Source organism: Nonomuraea sp. CA-141351 (genome assembly GCF_050944675.1).
GTDB lineage: Bacteria > Actinomycetota > Actinomycetes > Streptosporangiales > Streptosporangiaceae > Nonomuraea.
The window spans coordinates 12046047-12065913 of sequence record NZ_CP191982.1; the positions used below are offsets into that span (position 1 = coordinate 12046047).

The following is a 19867-nucleotide window of genomic DNA, read 5'->3' on the forward strand; positions in this document are numbered from 1 at the left end:
GTCGGTGCTGGGTTCCGGGTTGGCGGTCACGTGGCCCATGCGGTGGCCTCTGTGGTGATGACGGCGGCGTAGCGGTCGAGTGTGGTCTCGGTGTCGCGTTCGGTGAGGATGACGGCGAGCATGTGGTCGAGGATCTGGGCGGCGCCGCGGCACGGCCGGTCGCGGTCGGTGAACATAGGGCGGGTGTCGCAGGGGACGAGCCGGAAGCTGCCGGTGGAGTTCGGCACCCCCTGCTGCGTGAGGTGTTCGGCGAACGCCCGGGGGTTCGGCAGGTCGATGTGTAGAAGCGGGGCGAAGCCGTTCCACTCCTCGCGCATGGCCGGGGCGAGGGCGATCAGGCCGGGTGCCTGCTCCAGGGCATGCAGCAGGTAGCGGGTCTGTGCACGGCGCAGTTCGACCAGGCATGTGAGGCGGCGGAGGTTGGCCAGGGCGATTGCGGCGAGGGGAGCAGCGAGGCGGGAGTTGGTTGCCAGGCGGCTCAGCGGGGCCTCGCCCGGAGGAGCCGGCTGCCAGTGGCTGCGGAACGCCCTGGCGTGCTCTGCCACGTCGCGGCGGGTGGTGAGCAGGAAGCCTCCCTCGCCGCTCCACAGGATCTTGCCGTCCTTCATACTGAAGCAGCCAACGGTGCCGACCGTGCCGGCCTGCTGCCCGTCGTGCGCGGTGCCGGCGGCCTGCGCGGCGTCCTCGACGATGGCGAGCCCGTGCTCGGATGCGAACGCCGTCAGGGCCGCCGGGTCTCCCATCCGGCCCCACAGGTGCACCGGGATGATCGCCCGGGTCCGCGAGGTGACCTTGCGGGCCGCGTCGTTGTAGTCCAGGTCCAGGGTGGCCGTGTCGCTATCGACGAACACTGGCGTTGCCCCGAGGGCGTGGAGGGGCGCCACGGTCATGACGACGGTTAACGCCGGCACGAGTACTTCGTCGCCGGGGCCGATGCCGCAGGCGGACAGCGCGGCGTGCAGGGCCGCGGTGCCGGAGGCTACCGCGACAGCGTGCGGGACGCCGAACGCCTCGGCCAGGTCGCGCTCCAGTTGTCCGGCGGCCGGACCACCGCTCGGGTCGGGCATTTGATGGAGCACGGCGGCGAGCTGATCTGCGAGCGGCTGTGCGCCGCCGGAGACCGGAGGGAGTGTCATCGGACAGCCTCCGGGTTCAGCAGCCGCGGCATGTCCAGCACGAGCGGCCACATGTTCACGCAGTCTCGGCTGAACAGCGAGCAGTTCGTGCACGCGGGCCTCTCGGCGAACAGCGTGCGTGCGTCGCCGTCTCGAATGGTGCGCCGCCGCTCGGGTGGGGTGGCGGCGATCCGGCGATCGGACGGGCAGTCCCAGACCGAGCCGTCAGGTTGGATGAAGAATAGGCGGGCGCCGCCGAAGCAGTCGGGCACATGCCCGCTGTCCTGGGTGGAGATCGCGGCGATGAAGCGCCGTGCGTAGGAGGGGTCCGGAAGCGCCAGCCTGCCCGGCTCGTCGTAGAGACGGCTGAGCTCCTCAGCTACGGCCTGCACGTCTTCGCCGCGGTGGGTCAGCTCCGCGAAGAGCTTGTGGTCGGGCGTCAGCGAGATCGGCTGGGGGACGTAGTAGTCCACGCCGAGTTCGTCGGCCAGATGGGCCATGTCGGTGATCTCGTGCGAGCGTTCCCGCATCACCACGGTGTAGATCCCGACCCGCGGCGCGTGCCGGTCGCCCCGGGCGTCCAGCAGGGCGCGGATACCGGCCAGGACATCGACGTAGCCAAAGCGCCCAGAACGGGACGGGCGCAGCCGGTCGTTGGTCTGCGCGTTCGCGCTGTCCACGGAGACCGAAACGCCGTCGACGCAGAGCTCGATAAGCCGTTCGACCACCGGCGGGCGAGTGAGCGGAATCCCGTTGGTGGCGATCACGACCTGACAGCCGGCCTCCTTGATGAGTTCGATCACCTCCAGCGTGGGAGGCCAGTCCAGCGGTTCGCCGCCGGCGATGACCACCCGCTGGATCGGCGAGCCGTCCAGGGTCCGCGCGAACGCCTTGAGCGCCCGGGGCGGCAGGTCGGTGCGGGACAAGTGCGACAGAACGCCGACCTCGTCGGGCGGAGCCTGTTTGTGCTCCTCGATCGTGCCGAAGTAGCAGTGAGGGCAGGCGAAGGCGCAGGGCGAGCGCAGGCCCCAGAGCAGAGTCGCATCACGCGGCACGGTCAGCCTCCCGCTGCTTCACGAGGTCCTGCACGACCGCGCCCACGGCGTCGGCGACGGCCTCGACGGGCCGCCCGGCGGTGTCGATCACGGTGTAGCGGTCGGGCTCAGCGGCGGCCAGCCCGGCGTAGAGAGCGTCGGCCTGCTCGATCACGTGCACGTCCCGTGGCGCCAGCGTCCGTCCGATCCGGTCGGCGAAGCGCCACGTGCACACCTGTCGGTTGCCGGTCAGCAGGATGGTGGCGTCGGGCAGGGGCCGCCACCGTGACATAGTCGAGAGCACGTGCCGTGCGACGTGCGCGGGATCGGCTTCCGGCACCTGCGCACAGAGGATCGCGGCCTGGTAGACGGCGACGGTGTCGACGCCGCGGTCCTCGATGACCACCTCGGGCACGGTCGGAATGGCGGCGAGACGCTCGGCCTCGCGGATCTTCAGCGCGAGCAGGGCCAACGTCTCCACGACTGGGTGTCCGGTGCGCAGACACACGTCGTCCTCCGCGGCCAGCGCGGAGATCACGCGTCCGGTCAGGGTGTAGCCGGCCTGGTCGGTAACTTCGTCCAGCAGCAGGCACCGCTCACCGAGCGAGGCGGCGAGCGCTCGGGCCGCGATGGTTTTTCCGACGCCGTTGATGCCCTCGATGGTCACCCACAGCGGCCGGGCAAAGGCGGGCTCACGGCGCGGCGCGGGAACAGCGGCGGAGTTCATGCGGGCCTCCGGCACACGTACAGCAGCTCGGTCGCTGTCTTCGGCACCAACACCGCCGAGACCGTGTCCAGCAACGCCCCAGGGACGCGCGCGGTGAGGTCGCGGTACCAGTCGGCCGCACCCTGCCCGTACCGTTCGGTGAGCTCGTCGACCACCGCGTCCAGCTCGGGCAGCAGGCCCATCACGTCCTCGACTACCAGGCCCGCCTCGCCGACGACCTGCTCCACCTCCTCCCGCGACCACTCGTAGACGTGGACGCGGTACTGCAGAGGCCGCGGCGGCGGCCCGAACGCCTGCGGCGTGGACAGGAACAGCACCCCGCCGGGCGCGAGCGCCTCGGCTGTGCTGCGCAGGCTGCGCACACCGAGTTCGAAGGGCAGGTGCTCCAGCGCCGAGGTGTACAGCGCCACGTCGAAGGCGGGCAGTTGCGGCCAGGGCTGGGCCACATCGCACTCGACGAACTCGACCGGGAAGAGCTCTCCGTACGTCTCGTGCAAGAACGCGAGCCGTTCTCGAGCCTCGTTCAGGTTGCCGGGGCTGATGTCCAGCCCGACGTACTGTGCGATGTCCGGCGCGTACCGGCGCAGTAGCGGCAGCGCCAGGCCGCGGCCGCAGCACACGTCCAGCACCGTCGCGCCCGGCGCGCACCGCTCGGCGACGATGAGGTGCTGCATCAGGTTCATCAGCCCCGATGGGTTAGCTTCCCCGCGGTGCAGCGCCGCGTAGAAGTCATCCATCTGGTTGGTGCTGTAGGGCCCCATCATGGGGGTTCCGGGCCGGGTGCGGAACTGCTCGGGAAGCTCAGTGCTCGTGCTCATCGTGCCCCTCCCAGGGGAAGACCACCCACCCGTGGGTGACCGTGCCGATGTAGGTGACGGTCGCCTCAGCCGGGAGGCGGCCGGTCCAGTTGTCCTCGTTCACCACGCACACCGCGGTCCGAACCCGACTGGCTCCTGCGTCGGCGGCCAGTCGGGCCGCGGCGGCGAGGGTGTGCCCGGTGCCAGCGACGTCGTCCACGATCAGGACGTCTCGGCCGGTGAGGTTGCCCAGCGAGTCCGGGTTGACGGCCACTGGCTGCGGGGTCTTCGCGGCGTTGGTGCTGTCGTCCGCGGTGTGGGTTACCTCGACCCCTCGGACATCCCGCAGCTGGAGTTTGTGGGCGAGCCAGACGGCCGGAATGCCACCACCGCGCAGGACTGCGACCAGGGTCTGGGGTGCGCTGTCATCCCTGATCGCCTCGGCAATCCGGCTGACCAGCTCTTCCGTTCGAGGCCACGTCAGGTGCGTGACCTCCCGCCCGTCGCTACCCGTCGCCGTCGCTGGCAGGACCGCTGCGGCATGAGGTTCGGAAACGGCGCTCTGAGTAGGTAGTGCGTCCGACATGAATGTCGCCTCGCTTCCTCGTCACCCTCGGGGCAGTGACCTGCGTTGGTCGTCAGCGTCCGTGGGCGTCGGCGGACGCCAGCAGGTGCAGGCGCTGGAGATGCCGGAAGGCGCCACCGCTGAGGGTTGATCGCCATCACGCTGTCCCTCGCTGGCCGGCGGCGGTGAGAGTGAGGAACTGCTGGGAGAGCAGCGCATCGGTCTTGAACCGGCCGCCGGCGTGCACGGTGGAAGTGAGGGCCGTCTCCATTCGGACGCCCCGCATGCTCATGCACAGGTGCAGGCCGTGCACCGTGACGGCCACGTCCTCGCTGCCGATGGCTGCGACTACCTCGTCGGCGAGCTGGCGAGTGAAGCGCTCCTGCATCTGGAGGCGCCCAGCGTAGCGCTGCGCGATCCGGCCGAACTTCGACAGCCCCAGGACAGTGCCGTCGGCGAGGTAGCCGACGTGCGCGTCCAGCTTCATGGGCAGCATGTGGTGCTCACATAGGGACCACACGGTCAGCCCCCCGACCACCACCAGCTGGTCACTGGCGTGGGTCTCGGTGAAGCACGTCGCCATCGCCGAGGGGTCCGGCGACAGGAAGTCGCGCCACCAGGTCGCGACGCGGGTCGGCGTGTCGAGCAGGCCCTCGCGGTGCGGGTCTTCTCCGAGAGCGATGAGCAGTTCGCGGATGAGCTCGGTCACGCGGGGCGTGTCTACCGTCGAGCGTGGTACGTCATCGGTCGGCTGTGAAACGGCTCGGCCGGGATGCGCCGTATCAAAGGACTGCACGGCGTTCGTGGTCATGTTCCTTCCTCGCTTCCAGGGACTGGGCCACGAGGCACGGAGCGGTGGCTCGTCAGAGGCCAGGCAGAGGGGGCGCATGCGCGAGCGGCAGCGCGGTTATCGGCCACGTTCATCGCCCCACAGCAGGACGTGCAGCCGTAGGGACAGCGACCAGCCGCGGGCGATGACCGTTTCGGCCAGCGCCTGGGCGCGGCCGAGCACGTGCTCGGCGGTGACGCCTTCAGGCATCACCCATACCTGCTTCATGGCGAACCGCTCGGCGAGCTCGGCGATCTCGTCAAGATCGGCCGCGTCGCGGGCGACGAACTTGAACACCGCCTGCCCGCTGGCCGACAGCGTCTCCAGGGCGGCGGACTTGATGCGTCGGTCGGCTGGCATGCCGGTGTTTGCCAGTTTGGGGGAAACGTTGAAGCGCAGCCCGTCCAGCAGCAGCGCCGGATCGGGAGCGACGGTGCCGTTGGTCTCGATCTCCAGACGGCGGCCGACCTGCAGCAGCGGCTCGGCCAGCGCGGGCAGGTGGCGCTGCTGCAGCAGCGGTTCGCCGCCCGTGATGACGATCAGAGGCACAGGGTGGGCCAGCGCCCACGCGACCAGGTCGGCGACGGAGGTGCGCTCGCTTTGCTGCCGCAGGTCGAACCGCGCGCTGTCCCACGTGTACGGCGTGTCGCACCAGGTGCATGACAGGTTGCATCGTGATAGGCGGATGAACAGCGCGGACTGGCCGATGCTGGGTCCCTCGCCTTGCAGCGTCGGGCCGAAGCGCTCGGCGAGTAAGAGCTCTGCGGCGCGGGATGGTGCGGACACCGCTGTGGCGGTCATGATGCGTCTCCGACCGTGCAGCGCGCCCACGTCTTCGGGGTCTCGCTCACGGTGACGGCGACCAGCCGCCCGGCGATGACCGGTTGCACGTTGTCGAGGAACCACCTGGCCAGGTGGATGGCCAGCCGCTCGGAGGTCGGTTCGACGTCGAGCACGTCGTTCAGGTGGCGATGGTCGAAGTACTCAGCGACGTAGGCGCCGAACGGCGACAGGTCGCCGAAGTCGGTGACGAATCCTGGGCCGGTCAACTGGTCGGCGGTGAGCTCGACGGCCACCTGGTAGCTGTGACCGTGCAGGCGGGCGCATTTGTGCCCGTCAGGCAGCCCGTACAGGAGATGGGACGCCTCGAAGGTGAAGGTCTTGCCGATGGTCAGCCGGGCGCTGCCCAGGCCTTGCAGCTCAGGCTGAGGCCAGGAGGGCGCCAGGCCGGGGCGGGGCGATGTCATCGTGGTCTCTCCGTTTCTGCCGCCGGCCAGATCACATGCAGATGGGCGATGTGCGGCGGCTCGTGGCGCAGTTCGGCTTGTGACCGCGCGGTGAGGGTCTGATGAAACCTGCTGCGTTCTTCAACCTTCGGGCTTACGCTCCGATCAACCTCTTGTAACGCATCGTCACCCGGTGATGGGCGGTCGGCTACAGGGCTGCTGTGGCTGTCTTGTGGCGGCCACAAGACAGCCGGGCAGGAGAGGAGCTGATCGCCGTGGAGCGGGTGGATGAGCAGCACGCGTGCGCGGCTCGCATGATCGGGCTGGTCTTGCGGCATCTGCGAACCAGCGCCTGTATGACGCTGCGGGAGACGGGCGAGCTCGCTCACTACGACTTCAGCCGGCTCGGCAGGGCCGAACGCGGCGAATTCCTTCTCCCAGAACACCAAGCGGCGGCATTGGACGAGGTGTTCGCCACGAAGGGGCTGCTCGTGGCGTTGCGGCAGATAGCCGATGACGGACACGCCGCCCCTTTGACCGCGGCGGTCGGTGGCGGGAGCGGCGGTGAACGGGTCATGCTGGAGCTTCACTTGGAGGGAAGGAGCGTGCCTGTGACCCTTTCGCGACGCGAATTCACCCAGCTGCTCGCCAGTGGCGCGTCCGCTTCGATCTTCCCCGGGTTCACCGATCCCGACCAGATTCAGCGCGTGGCACAGACGATCACATCGCCGACTCGCCTCGACGGTGAGGTTCTCAACTACTTCCGGCGGGTGCTGGCCGAGCACTACGCCGCCGACAAGATGCTCGGCCCGCGATCCCTGCTGAAGCCGGTACTCGCACAGATTGACGTGCTCGACGACCTGCGCCGCAGTGCGGGAGCGGCACACGCCGAACCTCTGCTGCAGGTACTCGCTCACTACGCCGAGATGGCCGGCTGGCTGCATCAGGACCTGGGGCAGTTGGAGGCGGCCACACAGTGGACGCGCCGCGCCGGCGAATGGGCGCAATGCGCCGGCGATACCTCCATGTCGGCGTATGCACTGGTGCGGCAGGCCAACATCGCCGCCCTCGCCGGCGACTACGCCGCGGTGGTCCAGCTCGCCTCTGCGGCGCGTCGCAGCCTGGACGGTCGGGAGCCCAAGCTGGATGCACTGGCGGCACAGCAGCAGGCTCGTGGCCTGGTGATGCTCGGTGAGTCTGGCGAATGCTTCGCCCTGCTGGACCGGGCCGCGCAAACGCTCACCGACCACATTCAGGTGCGCGAACCCAACGTGCCCGTTTACCTGCATCACTACGATCTGGCCACGCTGCGAGAGCAGAGCGCTGTCTGCTATCGCGCCGCTGGCAAGACCGGGATGGCCGTGGCCATCCTGGAGGAGCAGATTGCGAGCCTCGCCGGCAATCTCGCTCGGGATCGTGGCCATCTCACCGCCAAGCTGGCGGTCGCCGTTGCGCAAGAGGATCCGTCGCGGGCCACGAGTTTGGGCATGGAAGCGCTCACGGCCGCCCATCAGACCGGCTCGGCTCGGATCCGCCAGGAGCTGCGCGTGCTGGAGGTCGAGCTGCTTCAGCGGTGGCCAGAATGCGCCGAGGCCAGTGCCTTCCACGATGCTTTCGCCAGTATGTGATCCTCTGAGCAAGAGCGGCTTGCTGTCGGGGACGTATGGCGTGGCTGAGGCGCCATCAAGGCCGTGAGGCTGCGTTGACGGGGCAGCGCAGACTCCATGCTGAGTCATCCTTTGGGCGGGGGCGGCTGCGAGCATGAACGGGCCCCACTCCACAGCGCAGAACAAAGACATCAACATAGCCGTGGCCTCCTGGGTCGCTAGGTCGCTGCTACCGGGTGAGGTGGGGCACGGATGGTCAGCGGTTTTGTCGTGGCAGGTGCTCCTCGCTCGCGGTGGGCCTGTGCCGGCTCGAACGCCGGGCCAGGCGCGTCGTGACGGCATTCGTGATGTGGCTCACAGCGCGGCGGGGCGTCGTCGATACCGCAGGCCTGTGGGAATGCCGAGGAACCTGCTCGGTGTCAGAGCACAACGGGGAGTTCTGGTCAGAGCGTTTCCCGTGATAGGGCCTCCGACGGTGAGGGGCACACCTCAGTGGGCCGGCTGCAAGACGTGAGCTCCGACGCCGTCGCCGTAGCGGTGGTACCGAGCATGGCCTTCCTCCTCTCACTGTGACTGGATGGGTGGAGCAACCTGGTCCTGAACTGCCTCTCCCACCTCCGGCCAGGAAATCGTGACGTGAGTGTGCTGCTTGGTGATGACCACACTCTTGGGAAGCACCTCGACAGGGTGGTCGATCGGCCACACCTGGAACTGCGGGCCGGGTCCGCCGCGGTAGTCGCGGTCCCAGACCTTGACCTGCTCCACGATCGCCTGGGCGACCTCGCTGCCGTGGGGGCCGTAGCCGTGTGCGCCGAACTCGTCGCGGCCCTCTCCGGCAGGCCGGATGGACAGGTAGGCGAACGAGTCTCCCTGCACTGCCGTGTAGGGGAACCAGCGCCCGCCCTCCTCGGACACGATGCCGGGGTCTTCGCCTTCGGGGGTGTTCACGGTCATGTTGCAGAAGCCGGGCAGCGCTGTCGCCATCCACAGGGGCAGGTCGGGGAAGGGCTCGGCGGGGGTCACGGTCACTCCGGACCATGCCGCGGCGGGCTCGCTGGCGAGCACGCCGTCCAGCTTGTGCGGGTCGGCAAGGTTGCCGTCATCGAAACGCAGCCCGATCTTCTCGCCGTTCAAGAGGCGCAGGTGTTCGTCGTGGGCGCCGGCGCCCTGCATCTTGACGAAGCCGCAGACGCCCTGCGACACGCTGACCAGGTGGTCGTTGACGCGTTCGAGGGTGAGGGAGCGGGTGATGCCCTTCATTCGCAGCGGGATAACGATCCTGCCGCCCTTGGCGAGCTGCTCGCGCCAAGCCAGAGGGATGTCCCACGCGCCCACGGTGACCATGATCCGGTCGTACGGAGCGTTGGCCTCCCAGCCGTATTCGGCGTCGGCCGTGACGACCCGCACCTGCGGATACCCGGCGGCGTCCAGGCAGGCGCGGGCCCGGCTCGTCACGTCGGCGTCAATGTCCACGGTCGTGACCTGACCGGTCGGGCCGACCAGCTCCGAAAGCAGGGAAGCGAAGTACCCACCTGAGCCGATTTCCAGCACGCGCATCCCCGCGCTGATGTCGGCCTGCACGAGTTGCATAGCCTGGATCTCGGGCGCGGACATGGTGGAGATCAGCGCGCCGTGCTCGTCGTGCTTGACTACGACGATGTCCAGCGCATACGCCTTGTCCGGCGCCACCTCGGGGGCGAAGAGGTGCCTGGGAACCGTACGGAACGCGGCCTCGACCCGCACGGGCAGCGGGAAGCCCCACTCCGCGCATTTGACCGCCACGGCGGTGGTCATGGCATCACGCAGCGCGGTGGCGTCCTGGACGTCGTTGTCGGTGGTCACAGGTAGGTCCCCTCTTCTTGGTCGTGATGGGCAACTGATCGATGGTCGCTGTTGGGGGCAGCCCCGGGATTAGCCACGCCGTCCCCTTCAGAGGAGGAAGTCGTCAAGCTTCGGCCTCTCCCCGCGGCGGGCGTGCTTGTCGTTGTGATGCTCGATCACCAAGGCGGTGTAGATCTCGACCACCTTGGGATGGGCGCGGCCTCGGCCGGTCTCTTCGTAACCGTCGTCGGTGTGGCGTAGCACGAAGAATTGGCCCCCCTCGGATGCCAACTCGTACCGGCCGCAGCACGAGGTATCGCCGATCCGGAGAATGCCGCCGTGCGAGACGTACGGCATCCACTTGAACGTGTCGGCGGTGGGTGCGTCAGCTCGCCGCTCGTGGCGAGCAGGCTGTGTCATCTGCTGTCTCCGTGCTCGATACGGCGCATGGTGGTGCGGGCGATCGAGCGGTAACCCGCAAACAGGCTCCCTCTGCGGGCGTGGAGCTGCGGTAAGCGAACAGGTAGCCGCGTCGGAGCGCGACCAGCATGAGGGCGTCCATCGGTGACCTTCGGTTGGTTGCCTCGAACTCGTGGATCTCGTGCCCCACGCCGGACAAGGGCTCCAGCGTGGGGCACGAGTGGTAGGCGGCGCGGGCCAGGAGGGAATGGCTTCCGAGGGTTGGTTAAGCCCGCACCGTGGTGCGCGGCCGGCAAGGAGAGCACCGCCCCTATCCGCGGGCCGGGCCGCGCCAAGACGTGGCGCGGCATTCCCGCCTGCGCGCGGGGCCGCCGGCCCGGCCACGTCCCGTCTGATCACCCGAACACCTCCTGCAGGAAGCCGGGGGGCATGTAGACGACCGTGGGAGGGTGCGCCGGGATGGCCTCGGCCACAGCGAACAGCAGCGCCTGATCGACGTCGAGGACGGCCCGCCACAGCTCGCGGAGATTTTCGCCCTGGACCGGGGTGTTGACGTCCATGTCGTACGCCGGGAACGCCCGGAACTTGCGGCCCCAAGGCTCCCACATCACCTGCCAGCGGCCGCCCCACGACTCCTGCAACTGCGCGGCCAGGCGCTGGGCTGCCTCGTCGCTCACGACCTCGGTGGCGTTGTCGACGGTCATGCCGCGCTCCTCGCGGGCTTCTGGGCGTACAGGCCGAACCCGGCGACGGCTGCGAGGAAGTACGCCTTGCCAACGTCGATCTGCCGGTCGTCGTTGCGCCACTGGGACGCCTCCACCAGGCCCGGCTCAAGGGGCTCCAGCCCGTCCAGGAACGTGACAATCTGGGCGCGGGTGCGCGGGTAAATGGATGCGAACGCTTCCTCGTACGTGGCGCGGAGCTGGGCGAAATCGTCGGGCGACATCTCCTCGCCGCAGGCGTGCGACAGGATGAGGTACCCGGCAGGGAACGCCCGCATGTAATGGCGCAAGACGCCGGCTGGGTCGTCCGAGTCGGCCCAGAAGTGCGCCACGGCCGTGGCGATGATGCAGGCCGGCTCCTCCAGGTCGAGCAGTTCGGCTGCCTGTTTCAGCATCCGATCAGGGTCGCGGGCATCCTCATGCACCACGAGCACGTTGTCGTCCCGGGCGAGCAGAGCACGCCCGTATACGGCGACCAGTTCGGCAACGTCCACGTGAACGATGCGAGCGTCCGGGTGGTAGCGGCGCGCGACATCGGTCACGGAGATGCCGTCCGGGGACGGCAGGCCGGAGCCGAGGTTCAGGAACTGCTTGATGTCGAGCAGGGAGGCGGCCATGACCGCGCGGCCGAGGAAGGCGCGGTTCTCGGACATGGCTACTGGCAGCCTCGGCTCGATCTTCAGCAGCTTCTCGAACGCGATCCGGTCTGGATGGTCCTTGCCGCCCAGCCCGACGTCGTATGCGCGGGCGATCGCTGACAGATCACTACGGCTGCTTGGCGTCCGCAGGCTGGAGGCCAGCGCGTTGGCCGCAGTCGCCTTGTCGTCAAAGGACGGGGCGACAGGTACGTCGGTCGTCATCGAAGCCTCGGGTGCTATGGGGAGCGGTAAGGAAGTACGGGCAAGACCGCTCCCGTCTTGGTCCGTCAGGGCTAAAGTCAGTAAACGCTCAGACGCGAGGCGTAGAGAGATCCGAAATAGTTAACGCTTCGCAGTCCCTTCGACCTGCGAAACTGCCCGGTCGGGTGCTGCGAAAGTTAACCGTTAGGAAGCCGGTCGGTAAGCGTAATGTGTTGAAGGTCGAGGCGTTCCCGTTCGATAAGGACGAGCGATGACAACTCCCCCCAAAAAGCAGCGAACCCTCCGCTCACACCAGCTACGCATGCGCGGGCTGACATGGGAACACATCGCCGCCGTCTGGGAAACCGACCATCCCGAGATATCGCCACGGGTCGCCTTCCGATGGGCACACGACCTCAGCCACCAAGACGTGGCAGACCGGTGGAACGCGCTCGACGCCGGCGACGCCACAATGGTGAAGTCGCGGATCTACCAGTACGAGACCTGGCCAACCCAGGGCCGCCGCCCGAGCGTCGCCGCCCTGCACACCCTCGCACGCATCTACCAGGCACAGGCCCGCAGCCTGCTCACCGAGGCCGAGTACGCCCTCTACAGGGCCGACGAAAGAGCAGAAATCGACCTCATCGACTATCGCCCGCTGGATGAGAACTATGCGCCGCCCAAACTGAGGGACACCACGAACACGCCATATCCGGGCACACCCGAGGTATCCCACCCCTCGCTGATCGACTTGAGAAATCGCCGCACGCTCGACCCTGCGCAGCAACTGTCCCTATACGCGAGAGAATCCTCCAAAATCCTGACTCAGGCGGAGCGAAGCAACGTGGGAGCAGACACCATCGCCCGGCTCAATGCGGAACTACAGCAAGCCGCGCACAACTACCTGAAAAAACCCATGAGCGAAGTTCTCGCGGACGTGAGACGCATTCGGGACGAAGCCCTCTCTCTGCTTGAGGGACACCAGTCGCTTCAATACCGCAGAGACCTGTACCTGGTCGTCGGCTGGACCATGACCTTTCTCGGGTGGGCGAGTACAGACCTGGGACGCGTCGATGCGACAGCAGCCCACACCCGAGCCGCCTGGCACTTCGCACAAGAGTCGGGGCATGACGCGCTCCGCGCCTGGGTGTGCAAGACACGGCAAGTGACGGCCTACTGGGCGAACGACCGGGAAAACGCCATCCATCAAGCAGAACGCGGCCTGTTCTTCGCCAGGCGAGCTGGCGGGCAGACTCAGGTGATGCTCGCGAGCACCTTGGCGCTCGACTACGCGCGGTTCGGACGGCTCGGAGAAGCGCGAGCGCTCCTGGAGCAAGCTCGTGACATTTCAGCCATGCAGGAACACGACTGTCCGGGCGGGGTACTGAGCTGCACCCCCGAACGGGCCCTCAGCTATTGGGCGGACGCCTACCTCGTGCTCGCCGAGCCCGCTCTGACGCTGGAGCTGGCCGAACGGTCCGTGGCGCTCTCCCAGACCCAGCCAGCACCCGACCGGAACCTCGGCACCGAACGCATGACCCAACTGCATGTCGTACGCGCCCACATCGACCTCGATGATCTCGACGCCGCCAGCAACGAGTTGGCGCCGGTGCTGAACACCCCCGCAGACGCGCGGCCGGCCCCGCTGCTGCTGCAACTCGACGAGATCACTACCAGGATGCGTCCGGCCTTGCGCGCGAGCAGGGATGGCAGAAGGATCAGTGACGCGATCGGCGCCTTCCGGGCGGCGACGACCTCGCGGATGGAAAGGCGAGCCCTTGGAAGCGGAAGAGACCACGCGTAACCATTGGTGGTGGCGGCCAGGCTGGCGACAGGGCCGCTCCTTTTACACCTGGCACATCCTCGTAGAGGATCAGCCAGCCATTCACGAGTTCGCGGAGCGGATCGGCCCCGAGCTCGAGGCGACGGGAGCGGTGGGTCCGATCCCGCTGGGCTGGCTCCATATGACCTTGCAGGGCGTGGGGTTCACCGACGAGGTGAGCGAGCAGACCCTGAACACGATCGCCGCTGCCGTGAGTGAGCGCGTCGCCGAGATCGGGCCCGTGCAGGTCACGTTGGGGCCCCCCGTCGTGGACCCTGAAGGCATCAACCTACCTGTCCGTCCCGTAGAAGCCGTGGCTGCGGTACGACGTGCCGTCCGCAACGGCATCGCAGACGTGTGGGGCGCCGCCCGGGTGCCCGAAACGGACGACGGGTTCGTCCCGCACGTGAGCCTCGCCTATTCCCACATCAGCGGGATGCCGCTTACGCCGATCCGGGACGTACTCGCCCGCCACGCAGCCGCGATCCCCGCCATGCTGAACCGCGTCTCGCTGATCGACATCAACCGGGATAACGGCATCTACCAGTGGCACCTCATCCAGCGTGCGCCCTTCGGGGCGAGCTGATCACCCTGATAATGCTGTCCCTGCGGAAACCTGCGCCTTGAGGATCGGTGGTGCATGTACCCGGTAGCGATCTCCTCCACGCGGCTGGCCCTGCGGGAGTTCACACCGGCCGATGTGGACGCGCTGCTGGCCATCTACGGCGACCCGCGGGTGGCCGAGCATATGAGTTTCGAGCCGCGCTCCCGGGAGCAGGTAGAGAAGACCATCGAGGGCGTCGGGGGCGCGGCCGAGGCCGAACCGCGCATGGACTATTCACTCGCCGTGGTGGTGCCGGACGACGAGTTGGTGGCGTTCGCGCGGCTAGCGATCGACGTCGGCCATCCGCTGCAGAACAGCGCGCAGCTCGGGTTCGCGCTGCGCGCTGACCGGTGGAGACAGGGACTCGGCACGGAGGTGGTGCGGCTTCTGCTGCAGCTCGGGTTCGAGCAGCTCGGCGTCTACCGCATCTGGGGTGCACGGAGCCCGCTCAACGAGGCGTCCGCCGCGGTGATGGCCAAGGCGGGCATGGTCGAGGAGGGGATCATCCGAGGGCACCTCAACCTTGCCAGCGGGTGGCGGGATTCGGTCGTCCACTCCATCCTTGCTCCCGAATGGACGGGTGTGGCTGGCTGACGGCGCCGCGGCCAGCACGGCACCTGTGCTGCTGGGGCAGATGCTGTTCCGGATGCTCCGCGCCAGCCCCCGCTACCCGCAGTTTTACCCGGTCTTCGAGCAGACCAAGGCGACCAACGCGTCCGCTTACTGGAACACCCAAGGCATCCCCGTTCCGTTCAACGGGTGGTCCACAAGGGAGAGATCGGCCTGAACATGGCCTGGCCCGTCGACGCCCGCGTCTGGACGGCCAAAACCTGCTCATTAGGGCTGCTCCACCCCGTCGAGGAACTGGCGCTCACCTTGGTGCCGCGCCTGTCAGATCTGCGGGACACCGCGTTGGACCGCGCCGGTTCGCCCTCTCCGACACCGAGCGACGGCACAAGCACTACCCATCGTGCCGGTGCCCGATCTCCGCTCGCCCTGATAGCAGGCCGCGACCTGCGGTAGTCTCAGCCCTTCCTCTCCCTCCGCGAGACGTGACCGGAGGACCCGCTGTCCTCCGGCTGGAGGGACAGAAAGGGCGAAGCGAGCATATGACGGCTGGCCGATGCACCCACATCCTCGATTTCCGTGACGATGTCGTGGTCAAGCGCTACACATCATGGGAGCGAGGAGAGCCCCTCCGGGAATGGGCGGCGCTCACCCTGCTCGCCGAACACGCGCCTGGTCTGGCGCCCACGCCGTTGGAAGCCGCGCTCAACGCTCACCCACCCGTGATCGTGATGAGCAGGCTTCCCGGCCGAACCCTGCGCGGCGAGCAGGCCACCGGCGAGCAGATCAAGGCCATGGCTACCGCCCTGAACCGGCTGCACCAGATCCCGCCCGAGGTCGTGGAAGGAGTCGAGCCCGCCGCCTGGCGGCCCGCAGCAGCCGTGGACAAGACCCGCGTCTGGGCCGACAAGCAGCCTGATCTCGGCAATAACCCCCTCGTACAGGAGGCGTTCCGCGCGGGGGTCGCCTGGCTGGCCTCCAACGCCCCCGACCAGCTCACCACGAACCCACTGCCGCCCGTCCTCGGGCTGGCGGACGGAAGCCACGCCAACTACCTATGGGACGAGCACGAGGGACGCATGCGTCTCATCGACTGGGAAGACTCGGGCCGCAACGACCGCGCCTTCGAGCTCGGCGAGGTCTGCGAGCATATCTCCCGCGTTGACGGCGCCCTGGACGCAGAGCAGCTACTGGTCCACATCGACCTAACCCCGGGAGAAGCCCAGCGGGTACGCGATTTCCGCCGCCTGATTGCTCTGGGCTGGTTTCTCCAGCTCGGCCCCGATGGGCCGGCGACACCGCACAACCCGGTAGGCACCGTGGAGCGGCAGGCTGAGAGAGTTCTGGAACTCCTCAGCTGACAGACCTGCACGGGGCAATACTGCCTGCATGACCGACCCGACCGCGCCTTTCTCCCGCGTGAAGATCCGCGTCGGCGCCCTGGTGTTCTGTGGCGACGATGTCGCGCTGATCCGCCGTGACCGGCCGACCGGCTCGCACTACACACCGCCGGGCGGCAACGTGAAGCCTGGGGAGGACCTGCTCGATGCTCTCCGTCGAGAACTCGCCGAGGAACTTCGGCTAGGCCTCGACGACGCGACCCCGCCCGAGCTCTGCTGGGTTCAAGATCAGATGGTGACCCGGCCGGGCCCCACAGCGCCGCCGCGCAAAATTCACATGATCTTCCGCTGTTACATCACGCCGAAGGTGCGGGCCCAGCTCGCCAGAGTGGAGTGGGACGAACTCGAGGACGGCAGCGTGGAGCCGGGCATCATCGAGTGGGTGAACTACAGGAAAGCCAAGGATCTCCCGCTTTTTCCTTTGATCGGGCCCGCCGTAAGCGCATTGGCCGCTCCGGATGCCCCTGTCGGCAATCCGTATCTGCCGCCCGTTACAGACGCGAACTACCGCTGGGTGTAGAGGGACCCCAGCAAAATGATCTCGAAGGTGGTCGGATCGCTCCGGGACTGATGATCCGGGAGTGCTGGGTGGCTCGGCGAAGCCCTGGGAACTCGACGACGAGCTGTGGCCAGTGATTGAGCCACTGCTGCCCAAGGCCAGGCGTCAGGCCCGCCACCCCAGGCGCAAGCGGCATCCTGACCGGCTGGCGTTCCAGGGCATCCTGTTCGTACTGCACACCGGGATCACCTGGGAACACCTTCCGCAGGAACTCGGCTTCGGGTCGGGCATGACGCTGGCGCCGCCTGACCGAGTCGACCGAAGCCGGCATATGGCTCCGGCTGCGCCAGCGCGAGGACATGTTCATCCAGCGCCTGCTAACCGCCACCATGACGCTGTGACTCTCTACGGAGATGGGAGCAGAATCGGGTTACCCCAGAAAGCCGTTCGACTCCATGCACCTGCGGACCGCGACGGTCGACGACCGATTCGGCATGATCTGGCGAGATCCGGATCCGACAGGCAACCTGGCCGACCTGGCGATGCACTGGCACTGCCCGACCCTCCTTACCCCGGGCAGCTTCGCCTACCTCAGCCTCCACGAAGTCCCTCACGACGACGAGGCCGAGGAGCGTCATTGGAAGTTCGGCGTCCGCGGCCACGGCCACGACGGCGGCCAACTTGCCCGACAGCTTCATGACCCCGTGCAGATCTGGGACCGAGACTGGCGCAACCAACCTTGCCCGAACTTCACCCTCTCCCCCGCCGACGCCGCGGTGCCGGCCCACGCCGTTGGTCGGATTTTTCCGAAGCATCACACCCAGCTGGTCATGGCGTGGGTGTGATGGCCGCAGAAGTCCCCTTCCCTTTCCGGGTAACACCAGCAGTGACAGTCATCGTCTGAAGGGACCTGCCGATGACCCCGACGCGCGGCCGTTCACGCTCCAGCCGATCGAGCACCCTGGCCCAGATCCTCACCCGAGTGGCACTCGCGGCGGGCGCCGCGGCTGTGGCCAGTGCCGCTTACCAAACCTTGGCCTCGCGCCGTGACCGGCAGCGGTTTATGCCGCCCGGCATGCTGGTGGACATTGGGGGCCGCCGCATCCATCTCTGGCGCGACGGCGTCGGCTCGCCCGCCGTGGTGGTCGTTCCTGCGCTCGGGGAGCCCGCGTTGAACTGGGCCGGGCTGCTGCCCAAGCTCGCCGCGGAGACGACGACGGTTCTGTTCGACAAGGCGCATCTGGGGTGGAGCGACCCAGCATGGGGCGCCGGATCCGCCCGCCGACATGCCGACGACCTCCGACGGGCGCTGCAGCAAGCGGGGATCAGCCCGCCGTACATCCTGGTCGGACACTCCGCCGGCGGATACGTCGTCCGGCTGTTCTGCGCCGCGCAACCCGAGCAGGTTGCCGGGGTAGTCCTAGTCGACGCCAGCCACCCGGAACAAGGCCGCCACTTCCCCTGGACCAGGACCAAGATGCTCTGGCGCATCGTGAAGTGGCGGCTGACCCCGCTTGGGTTGCGTCGCCTGGCCAACGAGCTCGGCTGGAACGGCGCGGCGACGCGCGAGGTCGCCGCGCGGCGGCTCCCGCCCGAGTGGAGCCGGGCCAGGATGACGCTGGACTTCAGTGACCAGCAGCGGCGCGGCGAGCTCCGCGAAATGCTGGCCACCATCACCATCAACCCACGCCAGGTGCTCCGTGCCGCACCCACCCTGGGCTCGACCCCCCTTACCGTCGTCAGCTCTAGCCGCACCGACCCCGACCTGACGGATCCGACGGCCATCGCAAGGCGGTCGGCGTTCTACGACATCTGGGAGCCACTGCAAAAAGACTTAGTAAGCCTGTCATCGAGCGCCCGGCACGTCGTGGCAGATCCTGCCGGACATCATGTCCACCGCCATCAGCCGGAGGTGGTCGTCGCCGAAGTGCTCGCTCACGTGCGGCGAGTCCGCGCTCACGCGTAGACCGATTGACAACCGCTACGAAGGGAGAGATGAACGTGCGGGAAGACCTGGCCGCCTTGTGGCCGCTTTTCGCGCTCCGGGTGCGCACCCCCCGCCTGGAACTCGTGACACCCGACAACCGGGATCTGCTGAACCTGGCACGAGCGGCGCGCGATATCCAACCTGTCGAGGAGCCCCGATATCAGAAAGCCTTCCTGTACGAGCCGTCACCAACTATGGAACGGCTTCTACTGCAGCATCATTGGCGGGCGCTGGCCCACTGGCGTCCAACAAGCTGGGACTTGCATCTGGCCATCCGCATCGACGGTGTCGCTGTGGGTCTGCAAAACCTGTGGGCGACCGACTTCGCGACGGTGCGTTGCGTCGAGACGGGTTCCTGGATCACCCGCAGCCACCAGGCTCAGGGGTATGGGACCGAGGCCAGAGCCGCCGCGCTGGAGTTCACCTTCGCCCACCTTCAAGCCGTCGAAGCATGCTCCTCCTTCATCGACGGCAACGCCGCGTCGGAAAGGGTGTCGCACAAGCTCGGGTACTTCTACAACGGCCGGCGATCCTTCAGCCGGGATGGAATGCGCATCGTAGAGCACACCATGCTGCTGGAGGCCTCCGACTGGGCCGCCCACCGCCTGCCTGGCGTATCCGTGGAAGGGGCGACGCCGGACTGCCTCGAGCTCTTCGGTGCACCGGTCGACCAGGCGGCCCAGTAGCGTTGCCCAGCGTGGAGACCTCGCTCATCGTGATCCGCGGCAACTCCGGCTCGGGCAAGTCGACGCTGGCACGAGCCGTGCGTGAGACGTACGGCAAGCGCGGGCTCGCCCTGGTCGGCCAAGACGTCGTTCGCCGCGACATGCTCCGCGAACTCGACGTACCAGATGGCGTCAACATCGGCCTGCTCAAGACGATCTGCCTCTACTCTCTCGGCCACGGCCACCACGTGATCTTGGAGGGGATCCTGACCGCCAGCCGCTACGCCGTGATGCTCGACGATCTCCGTCGCGAGCACCACGGCCTCGCCGCCTTCTTCTACATGGACATCCCGTGGGAGGAGACCCTCCGTCGTCATGAATCCCGCCCGCAGCGAGCGGCGTTCACCCCCGAGCAGATGCGGGAGTGGTATGTCGAACGCGACCTCCTGCCGGGCGGGCACGAGCAGATCATCGACCAACACGTGTTGTTGCAGGAGTCGACACAGGTAGTCCTTCAGGCGGCGCGTCTGACTCAGGCACCGCTCGACGCTGAGAGACTGTAGCCAGTACCGGGACGACTATCCGCGTCTATCGGCTCAGCTCGCGAGCGCTCGGCGAGCA

The 19867-nt window shown here is 67.7% G+C and carries 23 protein-coding genes and 1 pseudogene; 12 read left to right on the plus strand and 12 right to left on the minus strand.

Translation table 11 applies throughout. From position 1 onward, the window contains the following. Positions 1–26: 26 nt before the first annotated feature. From ACQPWU_RS56715 to ACQPWU_RS56750, 8 genes are all read right to left on the minus strand, one after another. Complete coding sequence (locus ACQPWU_RS56715) at positions 27–1136, minus strand: DegT/DnrJ/EryC1/StrS family aminotransferase (RefSeq protein WP_433435383.1); 1110 nt, start codon at positions 1134–1136, stop codon at positions 27–29. Next, complete coding sequence (locus ACQPWU_RS56720) at positions 1133–2170, minus strand: radical SAM protein (protein ID WP_433435384.1); 1038 nt, start codon at positions 2168–2170, stop codon at positions 1133–1135. The genes ACQPWU_RS56715 and ACQPWU_RS56720 overlap by 4 nt, the downstream gene beginning before the upstream one ends. Continuing rightward, on the minus strand, positions 2160–2876 hold the full coding sequence (locus ACQPWU_RS56725; RefSeq protein WP_433435385.1) for a thymidylate kinase: 717 nt from the start codon (positions 2874–2876) through the stop codon (positions 2160–2162). Before ACQPWU_RS56725 ends, ACQPWU_RS56720 begins: the two co-directional genes overlap by 11 nt. Next, complete coding sequence (locus ACQPWU_RS56730) at positions 2873–3694, minus strand: methyltransferase domain-containing protein (RefSeq protein WP_433435386.1); 822 nt, start codon at positions 3692–3694, stop codon at positions 2873–2875. The genes ACQPWU_RS56725 and ACQPWU_RS56730 overlap by 4 nt, the downstream gene beginning before the upstream one ends. Further along, a complete protein-coding gene (locus ACQPWU_RS56735) occupies positions 3678–4259 on the minus strand; it encodes a phosphoribosyltransferase (protein ID WP_433435387.1) in 582 nt (193 codons plus the stop codon). The genes ACQPWU_RS56730 and ACQPWU_RS56735 overlap by 17 nt, the downstream gene beginning before the upstream one ends. Positions 4260–4395: 136 nt before the next feature. After that, positions 4396–5034: a GTP cyclohydrolase I gene (folE, locus tag ACQPWU_RS56740; RefSeq protein ID WP_433445546.1), complete on the minus strand. Its 639-nt coding sequence runs from the start codon at positions 5032–5034 to the stop codon at positions 4396–4398. 111 nt (positions 5035–5145) lie between these two features. Next, positions 5146–5898, minus strand: coding sequence for a 7-carboxy-7-deazaguanine synthase QueE (locus ACQPWU_RS56745; RefSeq protein ID WP_433435388.1), 753 nt, complete (start codon positions 5896–5898; stop codon positions 5146–5148). Continuing rightward, a complete protein-coding gene (locus ACQPWU_RS56750; protein ID WP_433435389.1) occupies positions 5865–6314 on the minus strand; it encodes a 6-pyruvoyl trahydropterin synthase family protein in 450 nt (149 codons plus the stop codon). The genes ACQPWU_RS56745 and ACQPWU_RS56750 overlap by 34 nt, the downstream gene beginning before the upstream one ends. Positions 6315–6568: 254 nt before the next feature. Between ACQPWU_RS56750 and ACQPWU_RS56755 the strand changes: the two genes are divergently transcribed. Beyond that, entirely contained in the window at positions 6569–7921 is a 1353-nt protein-coding gene (locus tag ACQPWU_RS56755) for a hypothetical protein (RefSeq protein WP_433435390.1), read from the plus strand. A 543-nt stretch (positions 7922–8464) separates the two neighbouring features. Here the strand turns inward: ACQPWU_RS56755 and fxlM are convergent. The 4 genes from fxlM to ACQPWU_RS56775 form a co-directional block, all read right to left on the minus strand. Next, the gene (gene fxlM, locus ACQPWU_RS56760) at positions 8465–9742 is read right to left on the minus strand and encodes a methyltransferase, FxLD system (RefSeq protein ID WP_433435391.1); all 1278 of its coding nucleotides are present in this window, start codon (positions 9740–9742) and stop codon (positions 8465–8467) included. An 87-nt stretch (positions 9743–9829) separates the two neighbouring features. After that, positions 9830–10141: a hypothetical protein gene (locus tag ACQPWU_RS56765; protein WP_433435392.1), complete on the minus strand. Its 312-nt coding sequence runs from the start codon at positions 10139–10141 to the stop codon at positions 9830–9832. Between the two features lie 395 nt (positions 10142–10536). Further along, a complete protein-coding gene (locus tag ACQPWU_RS56770) occupies positions 10537–10845 on the minus strand; it encodes a hypothetical protein (protein WP_433435393.1) in 309 nt (102 codons plus the stop codon). After that, positions 10842–11723, minus strand: coding sequence for an SAM-dependent methyltransferase (locus ACQPWU_RS56775; protein ID WP_433435394.1), 882 nt, complete (start codon positions 11721–11723; stop codon positions 10842–10844). Before ACQPWU_RS56775 ends, ACQPWU_RS56770 begins: the two co-directional genes overlap by 4 nt. A gap of 301 nt (positions 11724–12024) precedes the next feature. On the opposite strand from ACQPWU_RS56775, the gene ACQPWU_RS56780 reads away from it, so the two are divergent. From ACQPWU_RS56780 to ACQPWU_RS56830, 11 genes and pseudogenes are all read left to right on the plus strand, one after another. Then, complete coding sequence (locus tag ACQPWU_RS56780; RefSeq protein ID WP_433435395.1) at positions 12025–13506, plus strand: hypothetical protein; 1482 nt, start codon at positions 12025–12027, stop codon at positions 13504–13506. After that, on the plus strand, positions 13481–14110 hold the full coding sequence (locus tag ACQPWU_RS56785) for a 2'-5' RNA ligase family protein (RefSeq protein WP_433435396.1): 630 nt from the start codon (positions 13481–13483) through the stop codon (positions 14108–14110). Before ACQPWU_RS56780 ends, ACQPWU_RS56785 begins: the two co-directional genes overlap by 26 nt. A 54-nt stretch (positions 14111–14164) precedes the next feature. Continuing rightward, complete coding sequence (locus ACQPWU_RS56790; protein WP_433435397.1) at positions 14165–14722, plus strand: GNAT family N-acetyltransferase; 558 nt, start codon at positions 14165–14167, stop codon at positions 14720–14722. Beyond that, a complete protein-coding gene (locus ACQPWU_RS56795) occupies positions 14709–14915 on the plus strand; it encodes a hypothetical protein (protein WP_433435398.1) in 207 nt (68 codons plus the stop codon). Before ACQPWU_RS56790 ends, ACQPWU_RS56795 begins: the two co-directional genes overlap by 14 nt. A gap of 322 nt (positions 14916–15237) precedes the next feature. Then, positions 15238–16056, plus strand: coding sequence for a phosphotransferase family protein (locus tag ACQPWU_RS56800; protein ID WP_433435399.1), 819 nt, complete (start codon positions 15238–15240; stop codon positions 16054–16056). Positions 16057–16084: 28 nt separating this feature from the next. Continuing rightward, a complete protein-coding gene (locus tag ACQPWU_RS56805; protein WP_433435400.1) occupies positions 16085–16615 on the plus strand; it encodes an NUDIX domain-containing protein in 531 nt (176 codons plus the stop codon). Between the two features lie 61 nt (positions 16616–16676). Next, positions 16677–16877 (plus strand): annotated as a pseudogene (locus ACQPWU_RS56810) (transposase); the annotation flags it as partial. Positions 16878–17007: 130 nt separating this feature from the next. Then, the gene (locus ACQPWU_RS56815) at positions 17008–17439 is read left to right on the plus strand and encodes a hypothetical protein (protein ID WP_433445600.1); all 432 of its coding nucleotides are present in this window, start codon (positions 17008–17010) and stop codon (positions 17437–17439) included. Positions 17440–17510: 71 nt separating this feature from the next. Next, on the plus strand, positions 17511–18560 hold the full coding sequence (locus ACQPWU_RS56820) for an alpha/beta fold hydrolase (RefSeq protein WP_433435401.1): 1050 nt from the start codon (positions 17511–17513) through the stop codon (positions 18558–18560). 29 nt (positions 18561–18589) lie between these two features. Continuing rightward, on the plus strand, positions 18590–19267 hold the full coding sequence (locus tag ACQPWU_RS56825; RefSeq protein ID WP_433435402.1) for a GNAT family N-acetyltransferase: 678 nt from the start codon (positions 18590–18592) through the stop codon (positions 19265–19267). Between the two features lie 11 nt (positions 19268–19278). After that, on the plus strand, positions 19279–19809 hold the full coding sequence (locus ACQPWU_RS56830; protein ID WP_433435403.1) for an AAA family ATPase: 531 nt from the start codon (positions 19279–19281) through the stop codon (positions 19807–19809). Positions 19810–19867 lie beyond the last annotated feature (58 nt).